Here is a 16,270-nt window from a genome sequence, read left to right on the forward strand (position 1 = left end):
TATAATCATATGAAAAAAATTATTGTCCCTGTAGATTTTTCAATTCATTCAGAAAACGCATTACAAACGGCTGCTTTTATAGCAAAAAAAAACAATGCTGAAATTATTGTAGTTCATATGCTTGAACTTTCAAACGCAGTAATTACTCAATCAGACACTTCTTCAAGTGAAGAAGCATTCTTTTACTTAAAATTAGCAGAGAAAAAAATTAACACTTTTTTACAGAAGGAATATTTATCAGATGTAAAAGTAACTCCCATAATTAAGCATTTTAAGATATTTAGTGAGCTAGATGAGTTAGCTAAAGAAGAAGGTGTAGATTTTATTATTATGGGGTCTAAAGGCATTAGTGGATTAAAAGAAATGTTTATTGGTTCTAATACAGAAAGAGTAATACGTTATGCAAATGTGCCCGTATTGGTTATTAAAGATAAACCAATTACTAAAGAAATAGAGAAAGTTGTTTTTGCTTGCGATTTTTCTGATGATGATGTTGCTCCTTATTTAAAGGCCAAAACTTTTTTCAGAAAATTAGACTGCAATATACAATTGGTATATGTTAATACACCTTCTGCTAAGTTTAGTAGTTCTAAAGAAGTAGAAGAAAAGATGATTGCCTTTTTTAACAAAACAAATGAAGACATTAGTAACATAAATGAAGTGAAAATAGTTTTTGACTACACAGTAGAGCAAGGCGTATTATATTTTGCTAATAAAAGTAAAGCAGATATTGTTGCAGTAGCTACTCATGGAAGAAAAGGGATTTCTCATTTCTTTGAAGGCAGTATTGCTGAAGATATTGCAAATCACAGTAAATTACCAATACTTTCATTTAAGATTTAAGGTATTACTGTTTCGTGTTTTTAGGCTGTAATTTTCTAAGAAGAATCGGTTTTATTCATGTCTATATATCTTTCATTTAGGTATGCTAATAACAAGATGTTATAATATTTTTTTATACATCACTTTATTATTAAATTAAACTTGTAAAATAAGTAAGGTTACACCTTACTTATTTTACAAATTTTTAAGTTTTTTTTATTATTTGTTCAATTTATTAAGAGGCAGACTGAAGAAGTATAAAATTAATTGCAAGTTTCCTTACCTATTTAATAGAATCCTGTCAGGTTTTATATTCGGTTTGTATTTATTAAGTTCATAGCTTAAATAACGCAATCAATCTTACATTTAAATATTAATAACCACGCTTCGTAGCCATGAAAACAATAATTGACTTTGAAAATAATAAAAAACAATTTACAAGAGATATTGTGTATGACGGAATAGTGGATACCGAAGAGTATTATTCTAATTCGCCTAAAATATTATGGATTTTAAAAGAAGTGAATTGTCCTGGTGATTCAAATTGGGATATGAGAGATGCCTTAGCCAATAATATCAAGAACAAAAATGGAAAAGGAATTAAAAGTGGATGGGCTAATACATTTAACCCAATAGTATATGCTACATATGGGATATTAAATAATATCAGTTGGGAAAATATGGAAAGTGTGTATAGCGACCAATCTATTATAGACGTTTTAAGGAAAGTTGCATATATTAATGTTAAAAAGGAACCAGGAGGCAGCTCGTCTAATCCTAGTGAAATAAAATCTTATTATAATAAAAATAAAGCGGCATCACACGAACAAATTAAATTGATAAACCCTGATATTATAATTTTTGGAAATACTCTCAATTTTTTTGACGAAGATTTCTTTGATCTATTTGAAAAATTAGAAAAAAAAGAAAATGATTCTTCTCTTGAAGTATACGAAGGTGAAAAACATATATTACTTAATACATATCATCCAAACAATAGAACAATAGAACAATAGGGCAAGAAGAATATTGTGATTTGATAATAAATACTGTTAATCAATGGAAATATAAACAAAAATAAAAAACCTATAACTAATTTTATTAGTTAACTATTATCGATGGATATAGTTAATTTAATATTCTTAGCTGGTAGTGTTTCTAAATATATTTCGAACCATAATAAATTACCAATAGTTTCATTTAAAATTAAATGTATTGCTAATTTTGTATCTTTTCGGCTGTAAATAACTAAAAAGATGAAATTAAAATTAATTACAATTATAACTTTAGTGGGAACACTCTTTTTACAATCATGTAAAAAAGAAGTAAAGGCTAAATTAATTTCTAAAGAAGAAATTAGTGAACAATCAAAAAAAGTCAATGCTTTTTTCGATACACAGTTTAATGACAATTTAGATCGTCATCCGATGTATCAAACCTATTTAGGAATAAAAAAAGATGCTGACAAGTGGAATGATATTTCTGATGAGTTTTTAAAAAAAGAAAAAGAGCATGCAAAAATAGCATTAGCTTGGTTAAAAGATTCAGTAAACCTAAAAGCATTAGATAGCGAAACTAAATTAAGTTATGATTTATTTAAGCAACAATTAGAAAACCAAATAGTAGATTTTAAATATCGTTTTCATACGTATCCTGTAAATCAAATGCATGGAATGCAATCTGAAATTCCAGCATTTTTAATCAATATGCATCAAGTTTCTACGACAAAAGATGCCGAGAATTATATAGCAAGATTATATAATTTAAAACCTTTATTCAATCAACTAGTTACAAACTTAAAAGAGAGAGAAAGCAAAGGGGTTATGCCGCCTAAATTTGTTTTTGCAAAAGTACTAGAAGATTCTAGAAATTTAATAAAAGGGAAACCTTTTGATAATTCGAATACTCCAAGTACTTTATTGAATGACTTTACTAACAAGGTAAATAAGTTAGCTATTGATGCTGAAGAGAAAAAAGCATTTATAGAAAAAGGAATTATAGCTTTAAAAGAAGGTGTTTTACCTGCGTATCAAAACTTAATAACAACTTTAGAAGCTCAAGAAAAAGTAGCAACTACAGATGATGGAGTATGGAAATTACCTGAAGGAGTAAGTTTTTTTAATAATGCTCTAAAAAGAACTACTACAACTAATTTAACCGCAGAAGAAATTCATCAAATAGGGGTAAAAGAAGTAACTCGAATTCATGAAGAGATGCGTATTATTATGAAAAGTGTTGGTTTTAAAGGTTCTTTAAAAGAGTTTTTCGAGTTTATGAAAAAGGATAAGCAATTTTATTATGCAGATTCTAAAGAAGGAAGAATAGAATACATGAACAAAGCTGAGCAGGTTATTGATAGTATGAAAACTCGATTAAATGAATTATTTATAACGAAGCCAAAAGCAGCGTTAGTAGTAAAAGCAGTAGAGTCTTTTAGAGAGAAATCAGCAGGAAAAGCATTTTATCAGCAACCAGCCTTAGATGGTTCAAGACCAGGAACGTATTATGCAAATATGTACGATATGAAAAGTATGCCATCTTACCAAATGGAAGCTTTAGCATATCACGAAGGGATTCCTGGACATCACATGCAAATAGCCATAGCTCAAGAGTTAAAAGAAGTGCCTATGTTTAGAAAATTTGGTCGTTACACTGCTTATGTAGAAGGATGGGGATTGTATTCTGAATATATTCCAAAAGAAATGGGTTTTTATTCAGATCCGTATTCAGACTTTGGTCGTTTAGCGATGGAGTTATGGAGAGCATGTCGTTTAGTGGTTGATACAGGAATTCATACTAAAAAATGGACACGTGAAGATGGAATTAAATATTATACTGATAATACACCAAATTCAGAATTAGATGCCGTAAAAATGGTAGAGCGCCATATTGTAATGCCAAGTCAGGCAACAGCATATAAAATAGGAATGCTGAAAATTTTAGAGCTTCGTAAAAAAGCAAAAAAAGCATTAGCAGAGAAATTTAATATTCGCGAATTTCATGATGTCGTGTTAACTAATGGACCATTGCCATTAAATGTTTTAGAAGTTTTAGTTGATGAATATATTAATTTAGAAAAATAGAAGTTAAGTAAGATTAATACATAGAATTCTAAACTAAAAAAAAACTCGATACTAATATTAGTATCGAGTTTTTTATTTAGTGTTTAACAATGCCTTTTATTTTTACTTTCTTTTTTAATTCAGGTAGTCTCTTTTTTAAAAACAAAATTTGACCTAAATGACTCGATTGATGTTCCATTACATGAAACCAAGCGTATTGATTTGAAATTCCTTTTCCTGGATTAACACTCTTAAACCATTTATCATCCTTCTTTCTTAGCTCTTCAATAGTTTTTTGTCTAACATTATTATAAATTTTTAAATAATAGCTAATTGGTTTTCCTTGTAAAAGATCTCTACCCTTAGTATCTAAATCCATCCCTGCATCCCAAATATTTTCATTTGTTTTATTAACAAGAGTTTTATCAAAAGTAGCTTTTTGATAATAGGCTTCAGCTGCTGCTAAATGCATTATTAATGCTCCAATTCTATTCGCTTTAATATCATGTAAATGATCTACGTGTTCTAGAGGTAAATCTTTTACAATTCTTTCAACTCTAGCCTTTAAATCTTCTAACATAGAAATCATACTTTCAATTTCTGGGTTTTTAGCATTCTCTTTACCTATTTTACCATATTCTTGCTCAGGAATTTTTATGCCGCTACCAGAAATTAGAAGTGATTTTTTTCCTGAAAAACTATCATTACTAGTTGTTAATGAGTACTCTTTAACCCTAACAGTTTTATTACTAACAATGGCTTCATTCCAATTTTTAATTACGTTATTTATTATATTACTTTCAAAATCATTATTTGAAATATTTAATTTTTGAAATTCACCATTTTGATTTTCAATAAGTAATTTAAAATTATCAAATAAAAATTCACCATTATATAAGCATAAACCTCCAAAGCTTAAAGATTTTGAATTTTTTCCAATTTCACCTTCAATTGTATATTCATTCCACTTATTAATTTTTACTTTTCTATCGCTCATATTATCAAAAAAACCAGGTTCACCATCTTTGGTATCAACCCTACCCCATAGACCTGCCCATGCTTTATTATCATTAGGTTTAACTTTCAGGTTTGCTATTAATTTAAATTTCTTTTTTGAATTTGAATTGATAGCAATTGTTTGGACAAATGAGGTCCAGTCTCTTGAGATAGCCTTTTGCTGGCCATAAGAAAAAATTGTAAGTATAAATAGTAAGAAAGTAAGTTTAATTTTCATGATTCTTTTTTTTCAAATTTAAACAAAAAAAAACTTAGAATTAATTCTAAGTTTTTTTTGAAATATTTAAGTAATTTTTATTTACCTTCTTCGGTTTTAATTTTCGTTATGAATTTTTGGAATCTCTTACCATAATCTGAATTTTTAACATTCTTAGATAAGCTATTATTAATGGTATCTAATAGTTTAATATTTGCATTAAATAATTCTGTTAAAGCAATATAAGGCGCAGCTTCACTATCAGCATGTGAAATAGCGAAGTTTGTAGAAAACAAGAAACGACGACGGACCATTTTTTTATAGTCTAAAGTTATTTTTTTAACAAGCTCTTCGTCTTTAGCTTGGCGAGCTTCCACATCTTTTTTAATAAAATCTAAATTTTGATCTTTAAATTTACGATCAATCTCACGAAATTTATTCATCACTTCTTGGTTCTTAGAACCTTTTATTTCTGGATTAAAGCCAAATTCTTCTAATTTATCATTAATAGTTATTTCACCTTTTTCACCAAAAAACATTAAACGCTTATCTCTTGTGTTTTCATCAAAAGTTATGTAGTACATTACAGGAGATTCAATGTTATCTGAGAGTATAAATTTATCATCACCTAATAAAGCCATAGAATCAACAGAAACTAATACTGTATCATTCATTTTTTGAAGATATAAAGTACCTTTTTTTAATCCTTTAATTTGACCTTTAACAATCATGTTTCCTTCTTTCTTAGAAGAACATGCGAAAGCGATAATGGCAAATGCACAAATGGTAATAAATTTTTTCATGTGATTATAAATTTGGAGTTGCAAATATGCAGAATTCTCTTATAAGGTTGCGGATAATTCCATTAAAATTGTACACAAAATTGCTCCGACTGTACCAATAGCGTAACCAAATACAGCTAATAATACTCCGACAGAAGCAAGTGAGGGATGAAATGCCTGTGCGACGATTGGAGCAGAAGCAGCACCACCAACATTTGCTTGACTACCAACAGCCAAGAAGAAATAGGGAGCTTTAATCATTTTTGCTACTAATATTAGTAAACCAGCATGAATACCCATCCAAACTAAGCCAATTGCAATTAATCCTACGTTATCAAAAATCATTGTTAAATCCATTTTCATACCAATAGAAGCTACTAATATGTAAATAAAAATACTTCCTATTTTACTAGCACCAGCACCTTCGTAATTTTTTGCTTTTGTAAATGATAAGCATATGGCAATAATTGTAGAAACACTAATTAACCAAAAGAAGCCAGAACCTAAGAAAGAAAAAATATTTCTCCAACCCTGCGATTGGATGCTAGCAACTAAATTACTGAAAAAATCACTTAAATGAGATGATAAAAAATGACCAAAACTAACAGTGCCAAAAGCAATGGCTAACATGATCATGAAATCGGTTAAACTAGGATTTTTTTGTACTCTTTTTGTAAAACTAGCCATGGTGTCTTTTAATTCTTCAATAGCAGTAGTATCTGCTTTTAACCATTTATTAATTTTATCTTTTTTACCAATTCCTATTAGTAAAATAGCCATCCATATATTAGCTACAACGATATCAACAAATACCATTCCTCCGTATTTTTGAGGGTTGTATTGATAAATTTCTAACATAGCAGTTTGGTTTGCACCACCTCCAATCCAGCTTCCTGCTAAAGTTGATAAACCTCTCCAAACAGCATCAAAACCTGCTCCACCAACAGTTTCTGGAGAAAATATAGAAATTAATAAAATAGCAATTGGCCCACCAATTATTATACCTACAGTACCTGTGAAAAACATAATTAAAGCTTTAGAACCTAAATTAAATATAGCTTTTAAATCGATACTTAATGTCATTAAAACTAAAGCAGCAGGTAGTAAAAAACGACTAGCGACATAATACAATTGTGATTTTCCTTTTACAATTTCACCAGTTGCACTTATGGTTTCCCATTCAGGTGAAATTATGCCAAATGTGGTAAAAAATGCAGGGATAAGATACGCCATGAATAAACCCGGAACAATCTTATAAAATTTAGGACAAAACCCTGAAGTTTTAGATTCTGTGTAAAACACAAGTCCTAATGAAATCATTAGAATTCCAAATACAATTGCGTCTTTAGGAATTAAAGGAGCTTTAATAATTGCAGTTGAATTTTTTATTGATAAATTTATGGCGACTTCTTGATCTTTATTTGTAAATAAAATTGTTTCTATTTCAAATAATGGTTTTTCAACAAAGCTTCTTTGAGCTTTAACAATAATGTCAAATAGTTTTTCTGAATCTAATGAAATTTCTTTATCTGAATTATAAATAATAGTAAATCCATATTCAGTTTTTTCAATTATTGAGTTGTCAGAGTTTAATTTTTTTGATAAATTAATTTTTTTAATTTCAACTAAAGAATCTTTAGATATTATTTTTAATTTGAAACCGTCAAATGTTAACTTATCAATGGTTGAAGGTATTTTGAAGTTTTTTGCACTATTTTCATTTACATTTTCTATGGTAAATGTTTGAGCTTTTAACGTATTTGTAAATAGATTAATTAATAATATTAGTAAGGTTAATTTGTATGTTATTTTCATATTCGTTCATTAATCATTAGAATTCCAAATACTATTGCATCATTAGTAAAAGTGTGTGCAATCATCTTTAAATTAGTTTTTTGCTAAAATAGCTTTTTATTTCTTTTTACGATGGTCTGTATTAATAGCAATACCTACAAGTATTCTATTAAAATTACCTCCACCGTTAGTACTTATTTTCTGATAGCCTGCTTTAAGTTTTATTTTTTTATTTACATTGTATTTAAAGCCTGCTCCAAGCCAGTTTTGATTAAATGCTTCGCCATCAAGATCAAAAAAGACTTCATTATATAAATAGGTAGACCATTTGTTATTTAAAGGGTAGCTTAAAGCTATTTGATAGCGTAATAAATGTGCTGTAGTTGAGTTAAAAAAACGTTGTTCAGCTCTAAAACGATGTGCAAAACCTAAATGGTTTATTTTATGTTTTATATTAAAATCTTCATAAACACGATGCTCATTTATTTCACCACCGTTGCTATTAAAACTAGCATCTGTATTTAAAAAGGAGTACCCCAAAGTAGTACTTAAATTGTTGTTTATTTTATAGTTACCTCCCAATCTCCCAATAAATTGCTGCATATCATCGCCAATTTCAAAAAAGCGAAAATGAGCCATTGTTTTTAAACTTATTTTATTAGAAAGTTGATGCGATCCGTTATACATATACCAAGCTCCTAATTCATTTTTCGGAGTATTCTGTGCAATGTTTTTTAAAGAGAATAATACAAATAATATAATAATACTTTTTTTCATGTTTGCAGTTGTTTTAATATTAAAATCTCCTACTTTTCAGTAAGAGATTTTGGTGTTATACTAGCATTCAAAAATAAATAATTTACTTTAAAGAGAATATTGCAGTTTCTTTAAAAGGTGAAATATTTATATTTTGAACCGATTTTTTATAAGTTAACCAATCTTTATTAAAAAAGGTGTTCGTTTTCTTTAAGCCTTCTTCCAAAGAACTTTTAAACTGATTGATTAATTGTTTTTCAGTATTTGTTTGTTTTCCAAATCTACTACCAGCATACCATCTAGCACTCCCTAAACGTTGATTTATAGTTACTGTTGGATTACGTGTAATTCCTTGACGTTTATCTATTTTTCCTAAATACAAAGCAATTAGTTTATCTATTTTTTTTATAATTTCTTTAGATGACGCTATTGCTTTTTTATATTTTTTCTTGTCTTCTTTTGTTAATTTAGATTTTAATGAACTAGCAGTGTTTTTACTTTCTACTAATTGTTTTACAACATCAGCAATTTTTTCTTGATAGGTTTCAAGTTTTTTATTCGCTGAATATTTTTGATTGATAGCTTCTTTAGAAATTTGTAAACGTGGATCAAATTCAACATTTATATTTTGCTCAGAAACAGCAGTACCAAATGACATTCTTAATTTATAAACCCCAGGTTTAACAGATACACCACCAGGTTCTTTGGTTTGTTTTTTTATTTTTCTAGAGGCTCTAGCAACACCTTTTTCTCTTAAATACCAAGTTGTTTTGTGTATACCATTTTCTTTTGGAGCTTTAAATTTTAATGTTCTAATTTGTCTTACTCCATCAAAAATTTCTAACTTTATTGAGTCGTGTTTAATCTTATTTTCTGCAGTATTACTAGCTGTACTAGAATCAATATTATTCTTGCTTTTCTTTTTTATTTCCTTTTTGTCAACTTTATTAGGCTTGTTAATGTAATAAGAAATAATAGCACCACGTTTTCTGTTTTCTCCCTGATATATTGCATCAGCCCCAAATCGACTACCTGTTGGTTGTTGTGTTGCAGCTTGATAAGCAGTTGGAGGAGTAAATAATTTTAATTTTTTAGTAATTACATTATTATTCGCAATTGCTCTTAGCGGACGAATATCATCTAAAACCCAAGCAGCTCTTCCAAAAGTACCTATTATTAAATCGTTTTCTCTGGTGTGAATTACTAAATCTTTTACAGGAACAGTAGGGAAGCCTTCTGTCCATTTTGTCCATTTATTACCAGCGTTAATAGAAATATATAAACCATCATCAGTACCTAAAAATAGTAAGTTTTTATTTTCAGGATCTTCAACAATACATAAAGCGTAACTTTGTACATCATTTTTGCTTACAATACGTTCCCATGTTTTACCATAATTTTTTGTTCTGTAGGCATAAGGTGTATAATTAAAACGACGATAATCATTTGCAACTAATAAAGCTTCTCCTTTATTTTTATTAGATGCTTTAATTTGAGTAATCCAACTGTTTTCAGGTAAGTCTTTTATGTTTTTAGAAACGTTTGTCCAAGTTGCACCACCATTTTTAGTAATATGTACTTGTCCGTCATCAGTAGCAGCCCATAACATATCTTTTTCAAGAGAAGAAGGCTCTACAACTAAAACAGTACAATGATTTTCGGCACCAGTAGCATCCATCGTTAAACCACCACTTTCAGCTTGTTTTAATTTTTTTGGGTTATTGGTTGATAAGTCTGGTGAAATTACACTCCATGTTAATCCTTTGTCTGTAGATTTATGTACAAATTGACTACCGAAATAGAGAGTTGAGTTATCAAAGGGGTCAATATTAATGGCAGCATTCCAATTAAAACGTAATTTTACTTTTGAATCTGAATGTGTAGGACGTACAGTGTAGTTGTTTCCTGTTTTGTAATCGTAGCGTGAAACAAATCCTTGCTGGCTCATTGTCCAACCATAACGAGAATTATCTTTATCGGGAACAACATCAAAACCATCACCAAAGCTAATTTCTTGCCAGTACGAATTTCTAATTCCTTGTGTTTTCCATACATATGCAGGGCCACGCCAAGAACCATTATCCTGCATCCCTCCATATACGTTATATGGATATTCATTGTCAACATTTATATGGTAAAATTGAGCAATAGGAAGATTACCAATAAACCGCCATGTTTTACCTCCGTCTTTAGTAATATTTAAACCACCATCATTACCATCAATCATAAATTTTCCGTTTGTTGGATGTATCCACCAAGCGTGATGGTCAGGGTGTACACCATTGTCTACTCCATAAGCAGGCATTAATTGTTTAAATGATTTTCCGCCATCTTGTGATACGTTTATATAGGTAAAAACGGTATATAATCTATTTTCATTTTGTGGATCTACATAGATTTCAGAATAATAGAAAGGACGATTTCCAATACCTGGTTTATCATTTATTTTTTCCCATTTAAAACCGCCATCTTCACTTTTATACAAAGCATTTTTAGTTGCTTCAACTAAAGCATAAATAACATCAGGGTTTGAACGAGATATAGCAACACCAATTCTTCCTAATTCTCCTTTAGGGAAACCTTCTTTTTGTGTGATTTTTTTCCAATTTTCACCACCATCATGAGTAATGTACATACCACTTCCTTTTCCTCCAGATTTAAAAAACCAAGGATCACGTTTATGTTCCCACATGGTTGCAATTAATTTATTTGGGTTAGAAGGATCCATAATTAAATCTGCAGCACCTGTTTTTATGTTGTTGTATAAAATTTGTTTCCAAGTTTTACCACCATTTGTAGTTTTATAAACACCACGTTCTTCATGTTCTCCCCATGGCGAACCTATAGCAGCAACGTATACTATATTAGGGTTTGTAGGATCAATTATTACACGATGAATATGGCGTGTTTTTTCTAAGCCCATAGCTTTCCAAGTTTTACCACCATCTAATGATTTATAGATACCAAAACCACCGTTTAAACTATTTCTTGGGTTTCCTTCTCCTGTTCCTGCCCAAATAACACTTGGGTTTGATTGTTGAATTGCAATTGCACCAATCGAAGCTGTTAATTCTTTTTCGAAAATAGGCTTCCATTTAATTCCACCAGAGGTAGATTTCCATATTCCACCAGAAGCTGTACCAACATACATTATATCTGGATTAGATTGTACAACATCTATCGTTGTAACTCTTCCGCTCATTCCACCAGGACCAATGTTTCTTGGTTTCATGTTTTTTACCATATCCATAGAAAATTCTTGAGAGAATAGGATTGTAGTGACTAGTAAAAATAAGATTGAAAATAGTCTTTTCATTATAATTAGTTTGATTGTAGAGAACAAGTTACAAAATAGAAAAACACTCAATATTTATTGAGTGTTTTTTAACATATAATTAAGAAGTTAATGGTTATTCTTCTTTCTTTTTAGGTTCGCGTTTGGCTTCTTTAAGTGCTTGCATAAGCATCCATTCGATTTGCCCGTTTGTAGAACGGAATTCGTCTGCAGCCCATTTTTCAATAGCTTTTATCATGTCTTCATTTATGCGAAGTGCAAATGCTTTCTTCTTAGCCATTCTTATTTTTTTACAAAGGTAATAACGGTTTTTATTAAATTTTCTGATTTTTCACTTTTATTATATCCTTTTTTAAAACGTGAAAATATTTATTGTTATTAATTATTATTGTTGTTGTGGGGGTATCTTTTTTAATTCTTTCGGGTTTTACTTTTGCAAAAGAAGTAATGATATTAAAAGAACATATAATTATAAATGTGATTATTCTAATCATAACAATTTGTTTTTATAGGTTTCTAAAACACGTTTTACATCATCTTGTTTTTGAGTCCCTATTAATAATTTTTTTCCTTTTTTTAATTCAATTTGAATACCTATGTTTCCAGATACATTAATTGCATTTCCCTTTTTTTTATTAAAAGTATATCTTAAGCCCCAACCACCATATTCTATGATTGGATTATAATTTCTGATATAAATTTAATCAATAACTTTCCAAGAAATTTTTCTATCATTAAAATGAAAAGGAATAAACTTATAATGTATTCCTATTTCATCAATTTTAGTTTTAAGTGTTGCTTTATAAATTAAGAGATGAACTAAAATAATTAGAATAATAGATCCTAAAGAAGATTTATTAGCAGTCAGACTTTTATCTACATTGCCTATCCATTCTTTATTAATAATAATAACTGTAGGAAGAATTGCAGTAATCGTCATAACTATATGTAGCCAAGTTTGTGTAAAACGTTGTTCTTCTTTAAAAACTTTCATTACTATCTGTTTTTATCTCTTTCAAAAGTTATTCTGGCAGAATTTTCTGCAATATGAATAACTCTCCATCCATCTCTAGCGTATTCATTCAAGAAATCTTCTAACCTTTGATTATTGTTCGAAAATCCCATTTTCCAATTCATTACTTTATATTCTTTCATTACTTTTATTTTTTAGGTTGATTAAGTAAAGCTAGTCTAATATCAATTGCGATTTCTGCTCCACAACCTATTGAAACACCTAGCGCATTTTTTTAATGACTCAATGTTCCTGTGTTTACGACAGGTGAAGCTTCCTTATCTCCACATAGTATAACTAATAGGTTACTAACCATAGCTGCTTTACGTTCCTCGTCTAGCTGAACTATTTCTCTTTTATTTAATTCTTCTAAAGCCATTTCTACCATTTCTACAGCTCCTTGTACGATTTTATGACGAGCAGCAACAATAGCAGTTGCTTGTTGACGTTTTAGCATAGCACTTGCAATTTCTTGAGCATAGGCCAAGTAACCAATACGAGCTTCTAAGACCTCTATTCCTGCTATAGATAAACGTTCATCTATTTCTTTCTCTAAAGCTTCAGAAACTTCGTTAACGCTAGATCGTAAAGTAATATCTTCATCATGCCCTTCATCAGCAAAGTTGTCGTAAGGATACATGCTAGCTAATTTTCTAACAGCTGCATCAGTTTGAACGCGAACAAAATTTTCATAATTATCTACGTCAAAAGCAGCCTTATAGGTGTTTGTTACACGCCAAACTAAAATGGTAGAAATCATTATTGGATTTCCTAATTTATCATTTACTTTTAAACGTTCACTATCAAAATTACTTGCTCTTAATGATACTGTTTTCTTTTTATATAATGGATTTGCCCAAAATAAACCATTGTCTTTTATCGTTCCAACATACTTACCGAAAAGTAAAATTACTTTAGAGGTATTTGGGTTTACTAAAATAAAACCAAATAATCCAAAAAAACCAATAAGACTAACAAGAAGGTAAACAGGGGTGTCTTTGTTTACTGTCATTACTATTCCTCCAACTAATAATATTAATACTACTAATAACATTAAATAACCGTTGGCTGGTTTTATTGTTTTTTCTGTTTTCATATGTTTTTATTTAAAATGATATTAAAATGATATCACAAAGATATGAGCTAATTTATGTTAAAACCAAATTTTTGAGTATATATTTTATATTTTAGCGGAAAACTAATACGAATTTATTTATGAAAAACAAGGTATTATTACTGTTCTGTACTTTTTTAATAAGTGTTTCATCTATAGCAAATAATGATGATGTTTGGGGGCCAACAGGTCATAGAGCTACAGGGAAAATAGCTGAGAATAATTTAACTAAAAAGGCTAAGAGGCAGATAGATAAATTATTACAAGGCGAAAGTTTAGCATTTGTGTCTACGCATGCTGATGAAATAAAGTCTGATAGAAAGAAATACGGAAAGTTTTATACATGGCACTACGTAAATATGCCATTAAATTCGACATACGAAAATGAAGATAAAAATCCGAAAGGAGATTTAATTACGGGAGTTAGAACGTGTGTGAAAATTTTAAAAGACGAAAAAAGTTCTATTGAAGATAAGCGTTTTCATTTAAAAATGTTGGTACATTTAATAGGTGATTTACATCAACCAATGCATATTGGACAAAAGGAAGATAAAGGAGGAAATAGCATACAGGTACAATGGCATGGTAAGGGCTCTAATTTACATAGAGTATGGGATGAGGATTTGATTAGTAAATGGAATATGAGTTATTTAGAATTAGCTAATAATGCTAAAGACTTGTCTAAAGAGCAAGTTAAAGTAATTCAAAAGGGTGATGTTTTAGATTGGATGAAGGATACTCATAAGCTTACTAAAAAAGTTTATGGTTCAGCTAAAAAGGGTGATAAACTGCGTTATCGTTACTCATATGATTATTTTCCTACTGTAAGAGAGCAATTACAAAAAGGAGGTTTACGTTTAGCAAAATTATTAAACGAGATTTTTAGTTAAGAATAAAATATGTTAACATATGAAACTCGAAAGTTACGCTTTCGAGTTTTTTTGTTATTTGTAGTATCTATTTTCTTTGCGAATTGTAGTTGTTTATTTATTGAGTGTTTTCTTATTTTTTTTTATTTTCTTGATTGCCCAGTCATAATGACTAGAGGTGGCAGAAACGCAATAACTCCCTAAACTTGTTGTTCCTGTCCAAGAAAAATGCTTTTTAATAAATAATTCATCATTAGAAAATGAATTAATTATTTTCATAGCGTTTATGTGGCTTTCTTTTAGTAATTCTATTGATTCATCATAAGGAGTTTTTTGATGTTTCTCCCAGAATTCAATATTTAATTTAGGGTACGTTTTCCAATTATAAGGTTTTGGTAAAAAGCTAGATTCTGTTCCTGATGTATTTAATTTTACCCAATTTAATAATAATTGATGCCATTCAAATAAGTGTACCAAAATATCGCGTAAGTTCTTGTCTCTATCTTCAAATGAGAAATTACTTATTTGTTCTTCTTTTGCTAAAGAATTTATTAGGTCAAATAATTTTTGAAAATTTTTCTCACTTAGATTGTTTAATTCTTCTTTTGTTTTTGGTCTAGCCATTTTTGTAAAACTTAAATTTTTATAAATCTAATGCATAAATAATAAAGAGCAAAGAGGGTGTTAGCAGTTATTTATATAAAAATTTTAACTTAGAATATCTTATTAAAATTAATACTCATCTGTTGCTTATTGTTTATTCAACTTCCATTTTGTATATCCACCAAATAAGAATAGTAGGCCAATGATTAATGCTATTATAGATTGAATCGTTTCAGGTTTTGTTGTTGTTCCTTTTAATATATTGTATGATTGTTCTCCAATTGCACGGAAAAGGTAAATAAATGCAATTGTGAAAATACCAAATTTCAAGAATGGTAATTTTCTTATTTTGCTATCAGCTAATACACCATATAGTCCAAAAACAGAAAAGATAATTGCTACAAATACAGTAAGTAAATAGGGCAATGTATGATTAATTTCAGTAAGTTTTTGCATACCCTCTTCAGTACCTGTTTTTTCAAACATTTGTTCGGCCCAAAACAACCCTATAATATGAGCAATCGCAATAATTATATTTAATATTCCACCTATTTTAAGCATTCTTTTTTGTTTTATTTACTCCAATAAATGTTAAAATTGCAATAGGAAGAAAAAGTATCCATTGCGGTACTAATAAGCCATAATAAAAACCAGTAAGAATAAACGGTAAACAAAATGATAGGTTTAAATAACCAATTGATTTTATCATTTCAGAGTTTGTTGCATATTTTTTTCCAAAGCCTGCCGATAATAAAACGGATGATGTTACTAAAAGAATAATGGTAACCATATGCCAAGCACCAATTAATTGAGAGCTTTTTTCGAGATTTAAAGAAGTTTCAATCATTGGGTTTACAAGCTCTAGTTGCCCGCCAATTAGGTGCATAAAAAAAGTTATAAGATTTAAAATTCCTGCAATTATCCAATATTTATTTTTTGTAATCATGT

The 16,270-nt window shown here is 29.3% G+C and carries 16 protein-coding genes; 4 read left to right on the top strand and 12 right to left on the bottom strand.

The window, feature by feature from the left end; all coding sequences use genetic code 11:
* Positions 1–9 precede the first annotated feature (9 nt).
* From CXF68_RS08450 to CXF68_RS08460, 3 genes are all read left to right on the top strand, one after another.
* Complete coding sequence (locus tag CXF68_RS08450; RefSeq protein ID WP_101043936.1) at positions 10–843, top strand: universal stress protein; 834 nt, start codon at positions 10–12, stop codon at positions 841–843.
* A gap of 374 nt (positions 844–1,217) precedes the next feature.
* Positions 1,218–1,838 carry a hypothetical protein gene (locus CXF68_RS08455; protein ID WP_101043937.1) on the top strand — a complete coding sequence of 207 codons (621 nt, stop codon included), beginning with the start codon at positions 1,218–1,220 and terminating at the stop codon, positions 1,836–1,838.
* A gap of 240 nt (positions 1,839–2,078) precedes the next feature.
* Positions 2,079–3,905, top strand: coding sequence for a DUF885 family protein (locus CXF68_RS08460; protein ID WP_101043938.1), 1,827 nt, complete (start codon positions 2,079–2,081; stop codon positions 3,903–3,905).
* Positions 3,906–3,981: 76 nt separating this feature from the next.
* Here the strand turns inward: CXF68_RS08460 and CXF68_RS08465 are convergent, their stop codons facing one another.
* From CXF68_RS08465 to CXF68_RS08505, 9 genes are all read right to left on the bottom strand, one after another.
* Complete coding sequence (locus CXF68_RS08465) at positions 3,982–5,118, bottom strand: DUF664 domain-containing protein (protein ID WP_101043939.1); 1,137 nt, start codon at positions 5,116–5,118, stop codon at positions 3,982–3,984.
* Positions 5,119–5,195: 77 nt separating this feature from the next.
* Positions 5,196–5,900: a DUF4369 domain-containing protein gene (locus CXF68_RS08470; protein ID WP_101043940.1), complete on the bottom strand. Its 705-nt coding sequence runs from the start codon at positions 5,898–5,900 to the stop codon at positions 5,196–5,198.
* Positions 5,901–5,939: 39 nt separating this feature from the next.
* The gene (locus tag CXF68_RS08475; RefSeq protein ID WP_101047424.1) at positions 5,940–7,199 is read right to left on the bottom strand and encodes a DUF819 domain-containing protein; all 1,260 of its coding nucleotides are present in this window, start codon (positions 7,197–7,199) and stop codon (positions 5,940–5,942) included.
* A 591-nt stretch (positions 7,200–7,790) separates the two neighbouring features.
* Positions 7,791–8,450, bottom strand: coding sequence for a DUF2490 domain-containing protein (locus tag CXF68_RS08480; RefSeq protein WP_101043941.1), 660 nt, complete (start codon positions 8,448–8,450; stop codon positions 7,791–7,793).
* 82 nt (positions 8,451–8,532) lie between these two features.
* Entirely contained in the window at positions 8,533–11,745 is a 3,213-nt protein-coding gene (locus CXF68_RS08485) for a hypothetical protein (RefSeq protein ID WP_101043942.1), read from the bottom strand.
* A 94-nt stretch (positions 11,746–11,839) separates the two neighbouring features.
* On the bottom strand, positions 11,840–12,004 hold the full coding sequence (locus tag CXF68_RS08490; protein WP_081411166.1) for an Arc family DNA binding domain-containing protein: 165 nt from the start codon (positions 12,002–12,004) through the stop codon (positions 11,840–11,842).
* Between the two features lie 420 nt (positions 12,005–12,424).
* Positions 12,425–12,718: a hypothetical protein gene (locus tag CXF68_RS20965; RefSeq protein ID WP_232771629.1), complete on the bottom strand. Its 294-nt coding sequence runs from the start codon at positions 12,716–12,718 to the stop codon at positions 12,425–12,427.
* 2 nt (positions 12,719–12,720) lie between these two features.
* Positions 12,721–12,879 carry a DUF4177 domain-containing protein gene (locus CXF68_RS08500; protein WP_101043943.1) on the bottom strand — a complete coding sequence of 53 codons (159 nt, stop codon included), beginning with the start codon at positions 12,877–12,879 and terminating at the stop codon, positions 12,721–12,723.
* Between the two features lie 92 nt (positions 12,880–12,971).
* Positions 12,972–13,832 (bottom strand): SPFH domain-containing protein, encoded by an 861-nt coding sequence (locus tag CXF68_RS08505; RefSeq protein WP_101043944.1) that lies wholly within the window; start codon positions 13,830–13,832, stop codon positions 12,972–12,974.
* Positions 13,833–13,951: 119 nt separating this feature from the next.
* Between CXF68_RS08505 and CXF68_RS08510 the strand changes: the two genes are divergently transcribed.
* Complete coding sequence (locus tag CXF68_RS08510; protein ID WP_101043945.1) at positions 13,952–14,740, top strand: S1/P1 nuclease; 789 nt, start codon at positions 13,952–13,954, stop codon at positions 14,738–14,740.
* Between the two features lie 93 nt (positions 14,741–14,833).
* Here CXF68_RS08510 and CXF68_RS08515 read toward each other — a convergent pair whose 3' ends face one another.
* The 3 genes from CXF68_RS08515 to CXF68_RS08525 all read right to left on the bottom strand — a co-directional run bounded on the left by CXF68_RS08515 (position 14,834) and on the right by CXF68_RS08525 (position 16,268).
* Entirely contained in the window at positions 14,834–15,343 is a 510-nt protein-coding gene (locus tag CXF68_RS08515) for a ClbS/DfsB family four-helix bundle protein (RefSeq protein WP_101043946.1), read from the bottom strand.
* Positions 15,344–15,469: 126 nt separating this feature from the next.
* Entirely contained in the window at positions 15,470–15,883 is a 414-nt protein-coding gene (locus CXF68_RS08520; RefSeq protein WP_101043947.1) for a hypothetical protein, read from the bottom strand.
* The gene (locus tag CXF68_RS08525; protein WP_101043948.1) at positions 15,876–16,268 is read right to left on the bottom strand and encodes a hypothetical protein; all 393 of its coding nucleotides are present in this window, start codon (positions 16,266–16,268) and stop codon (positions 15,876–15,878) included. Before CXF68_RS08525 ends, CXF68_RS08520 begins: the two co-directional genes overlap by 8 nt.
* Positions 16,269–16,270: the final 2 nt, after the last annotated feature.

The sequence above is a fragment of the Tenacibaculum sp. Bg11-29 genome (genome assembly GCF_002836595.1).
Lineage (GTDB): Bacteria > Bacteroidota > Bacteroidia > Flavobacteriales > Flavobacteriaceae > Polaribacter.

What these genes read in the sequence shown, in the direction of transcription:
- CXF68_RS08450 (WP_101043936.1), top strand. Translation starts at nt 10, where the DNA reads ATGAAAAAAATTATTGTCCCTGTAGATTTTTCAATTCATTCAGAAAAC.
- CXF68_RS08525 (WP_101043948.1), bottom strand. Translation starts at nt 16,268, where the DNA reads ATGATTACAAAAAATAAATATTGGATAATTGCAGGAATTTTAAATCTT.
- CXF68_RS08485 (WP_101043942.1), bottom strand. Translation starts at nt 11,745, where the DNA reads ATGAAAAGACTATTTTCAATCTTATTTTTACTAGTCACTACAATCCTA.
- CXF68_RS08480 (WP_101043941.1), bottom strand. Translation starts at nt 8,450, where the DNA reads ATGAAAAAAAGTATTATTATATTATTTGTATTATTCTCTTTAAAAAAC.
- CXF68_RS08500 (WP_101043943.1), bottom strand. Translation starts at nt 12,879, where the DNA reads ATGAAAGAATATAAAGTAATGAATTGGAAAATGGGATTTTCGAACAAT.
- CXF68_RS08460 (WP_101043938.1), top strand. Translation starts at nt 2,079, where the DNA reads ATGAAATTAAAATTAATTACAATTATAACTTTAGTGGGAACACTCTTT.
- CXF68_RS08475 (WP_101047424.1), bottom strand. Translation starts at nt 7,199, where the DNA reads ATGATTTCATTAGGACTTGTGTTTTACACAGAATCTAAAACTTCAGGG.
- CXF68_RS20965 (WP_232771629.1), bottom strand. Translation starts at nt 12,718, where the DNA reads ATGAAAGTTTTTAAAGAAGAACAACGTTTTACACAAACTTGGCTACAT.
- CXF68_RS08455 (WP_101043937.1), top strand. Translation starts at nt 1,218, where the DNA reads ATGAAAACAATAATTGACTTTGAAAATAATAAAAAACAATTTACAAGA.
- CXF68_RS08515 (WP_101043946.1), bottom strand. Translation starts at nt 15,343, where the DNA reads ATGGCTAGACCAAAAACAAAAGAAGAATTAAACAATCTAAGTGAGAAA.
- CXF68_RS08465 (WP_101043939.1), bottom strand. Translation starts at nt 5,118, where the DNA reads ATGAAAATTAAACTTACTTTCTTACTATTTATACTTACAATTTTTTCT.
- CXF68_RS08510 (WP_101043945.1), top strand. Translation starts at nt 13,952, where the DNA reads ATGAAAAACAAGGTATTATTACTGTTCTGTACTTTTTTAATAAGTGTT.
- CXF68_RS08520 (WP_101043947.1), bottom strand. Translation starts at nt 15,883, where the DNA reads ATGCTTAAAATAGGTGGAATATTAAATATAATTATTGCGATTGCTCAT.
- CXF68_RS08490 (WP_081411166.1), bottom strand. Translation starts at nt 12,004, where the DNA reads ATGGCTAAGAAGAAAGCATTTGCACTTCGCATAAATGAAGACATGATA.
- CXF68_RS08470 (WP_101043940.1), bottom strand. Translation starts at nt 5,900, where the DNA reads ATGAAAAAATTTATTACCATTTGTGCATTTGCCATTATCGCTTTCGCA.
- CXF68_RS08505 (WP_101043944.1), bottom strand. Translation starts at nt 13,832, where the DNA reads ATGAAAACAGAAAAAACAATAAAACCAGCCAACGGTTATTTAATGTTA.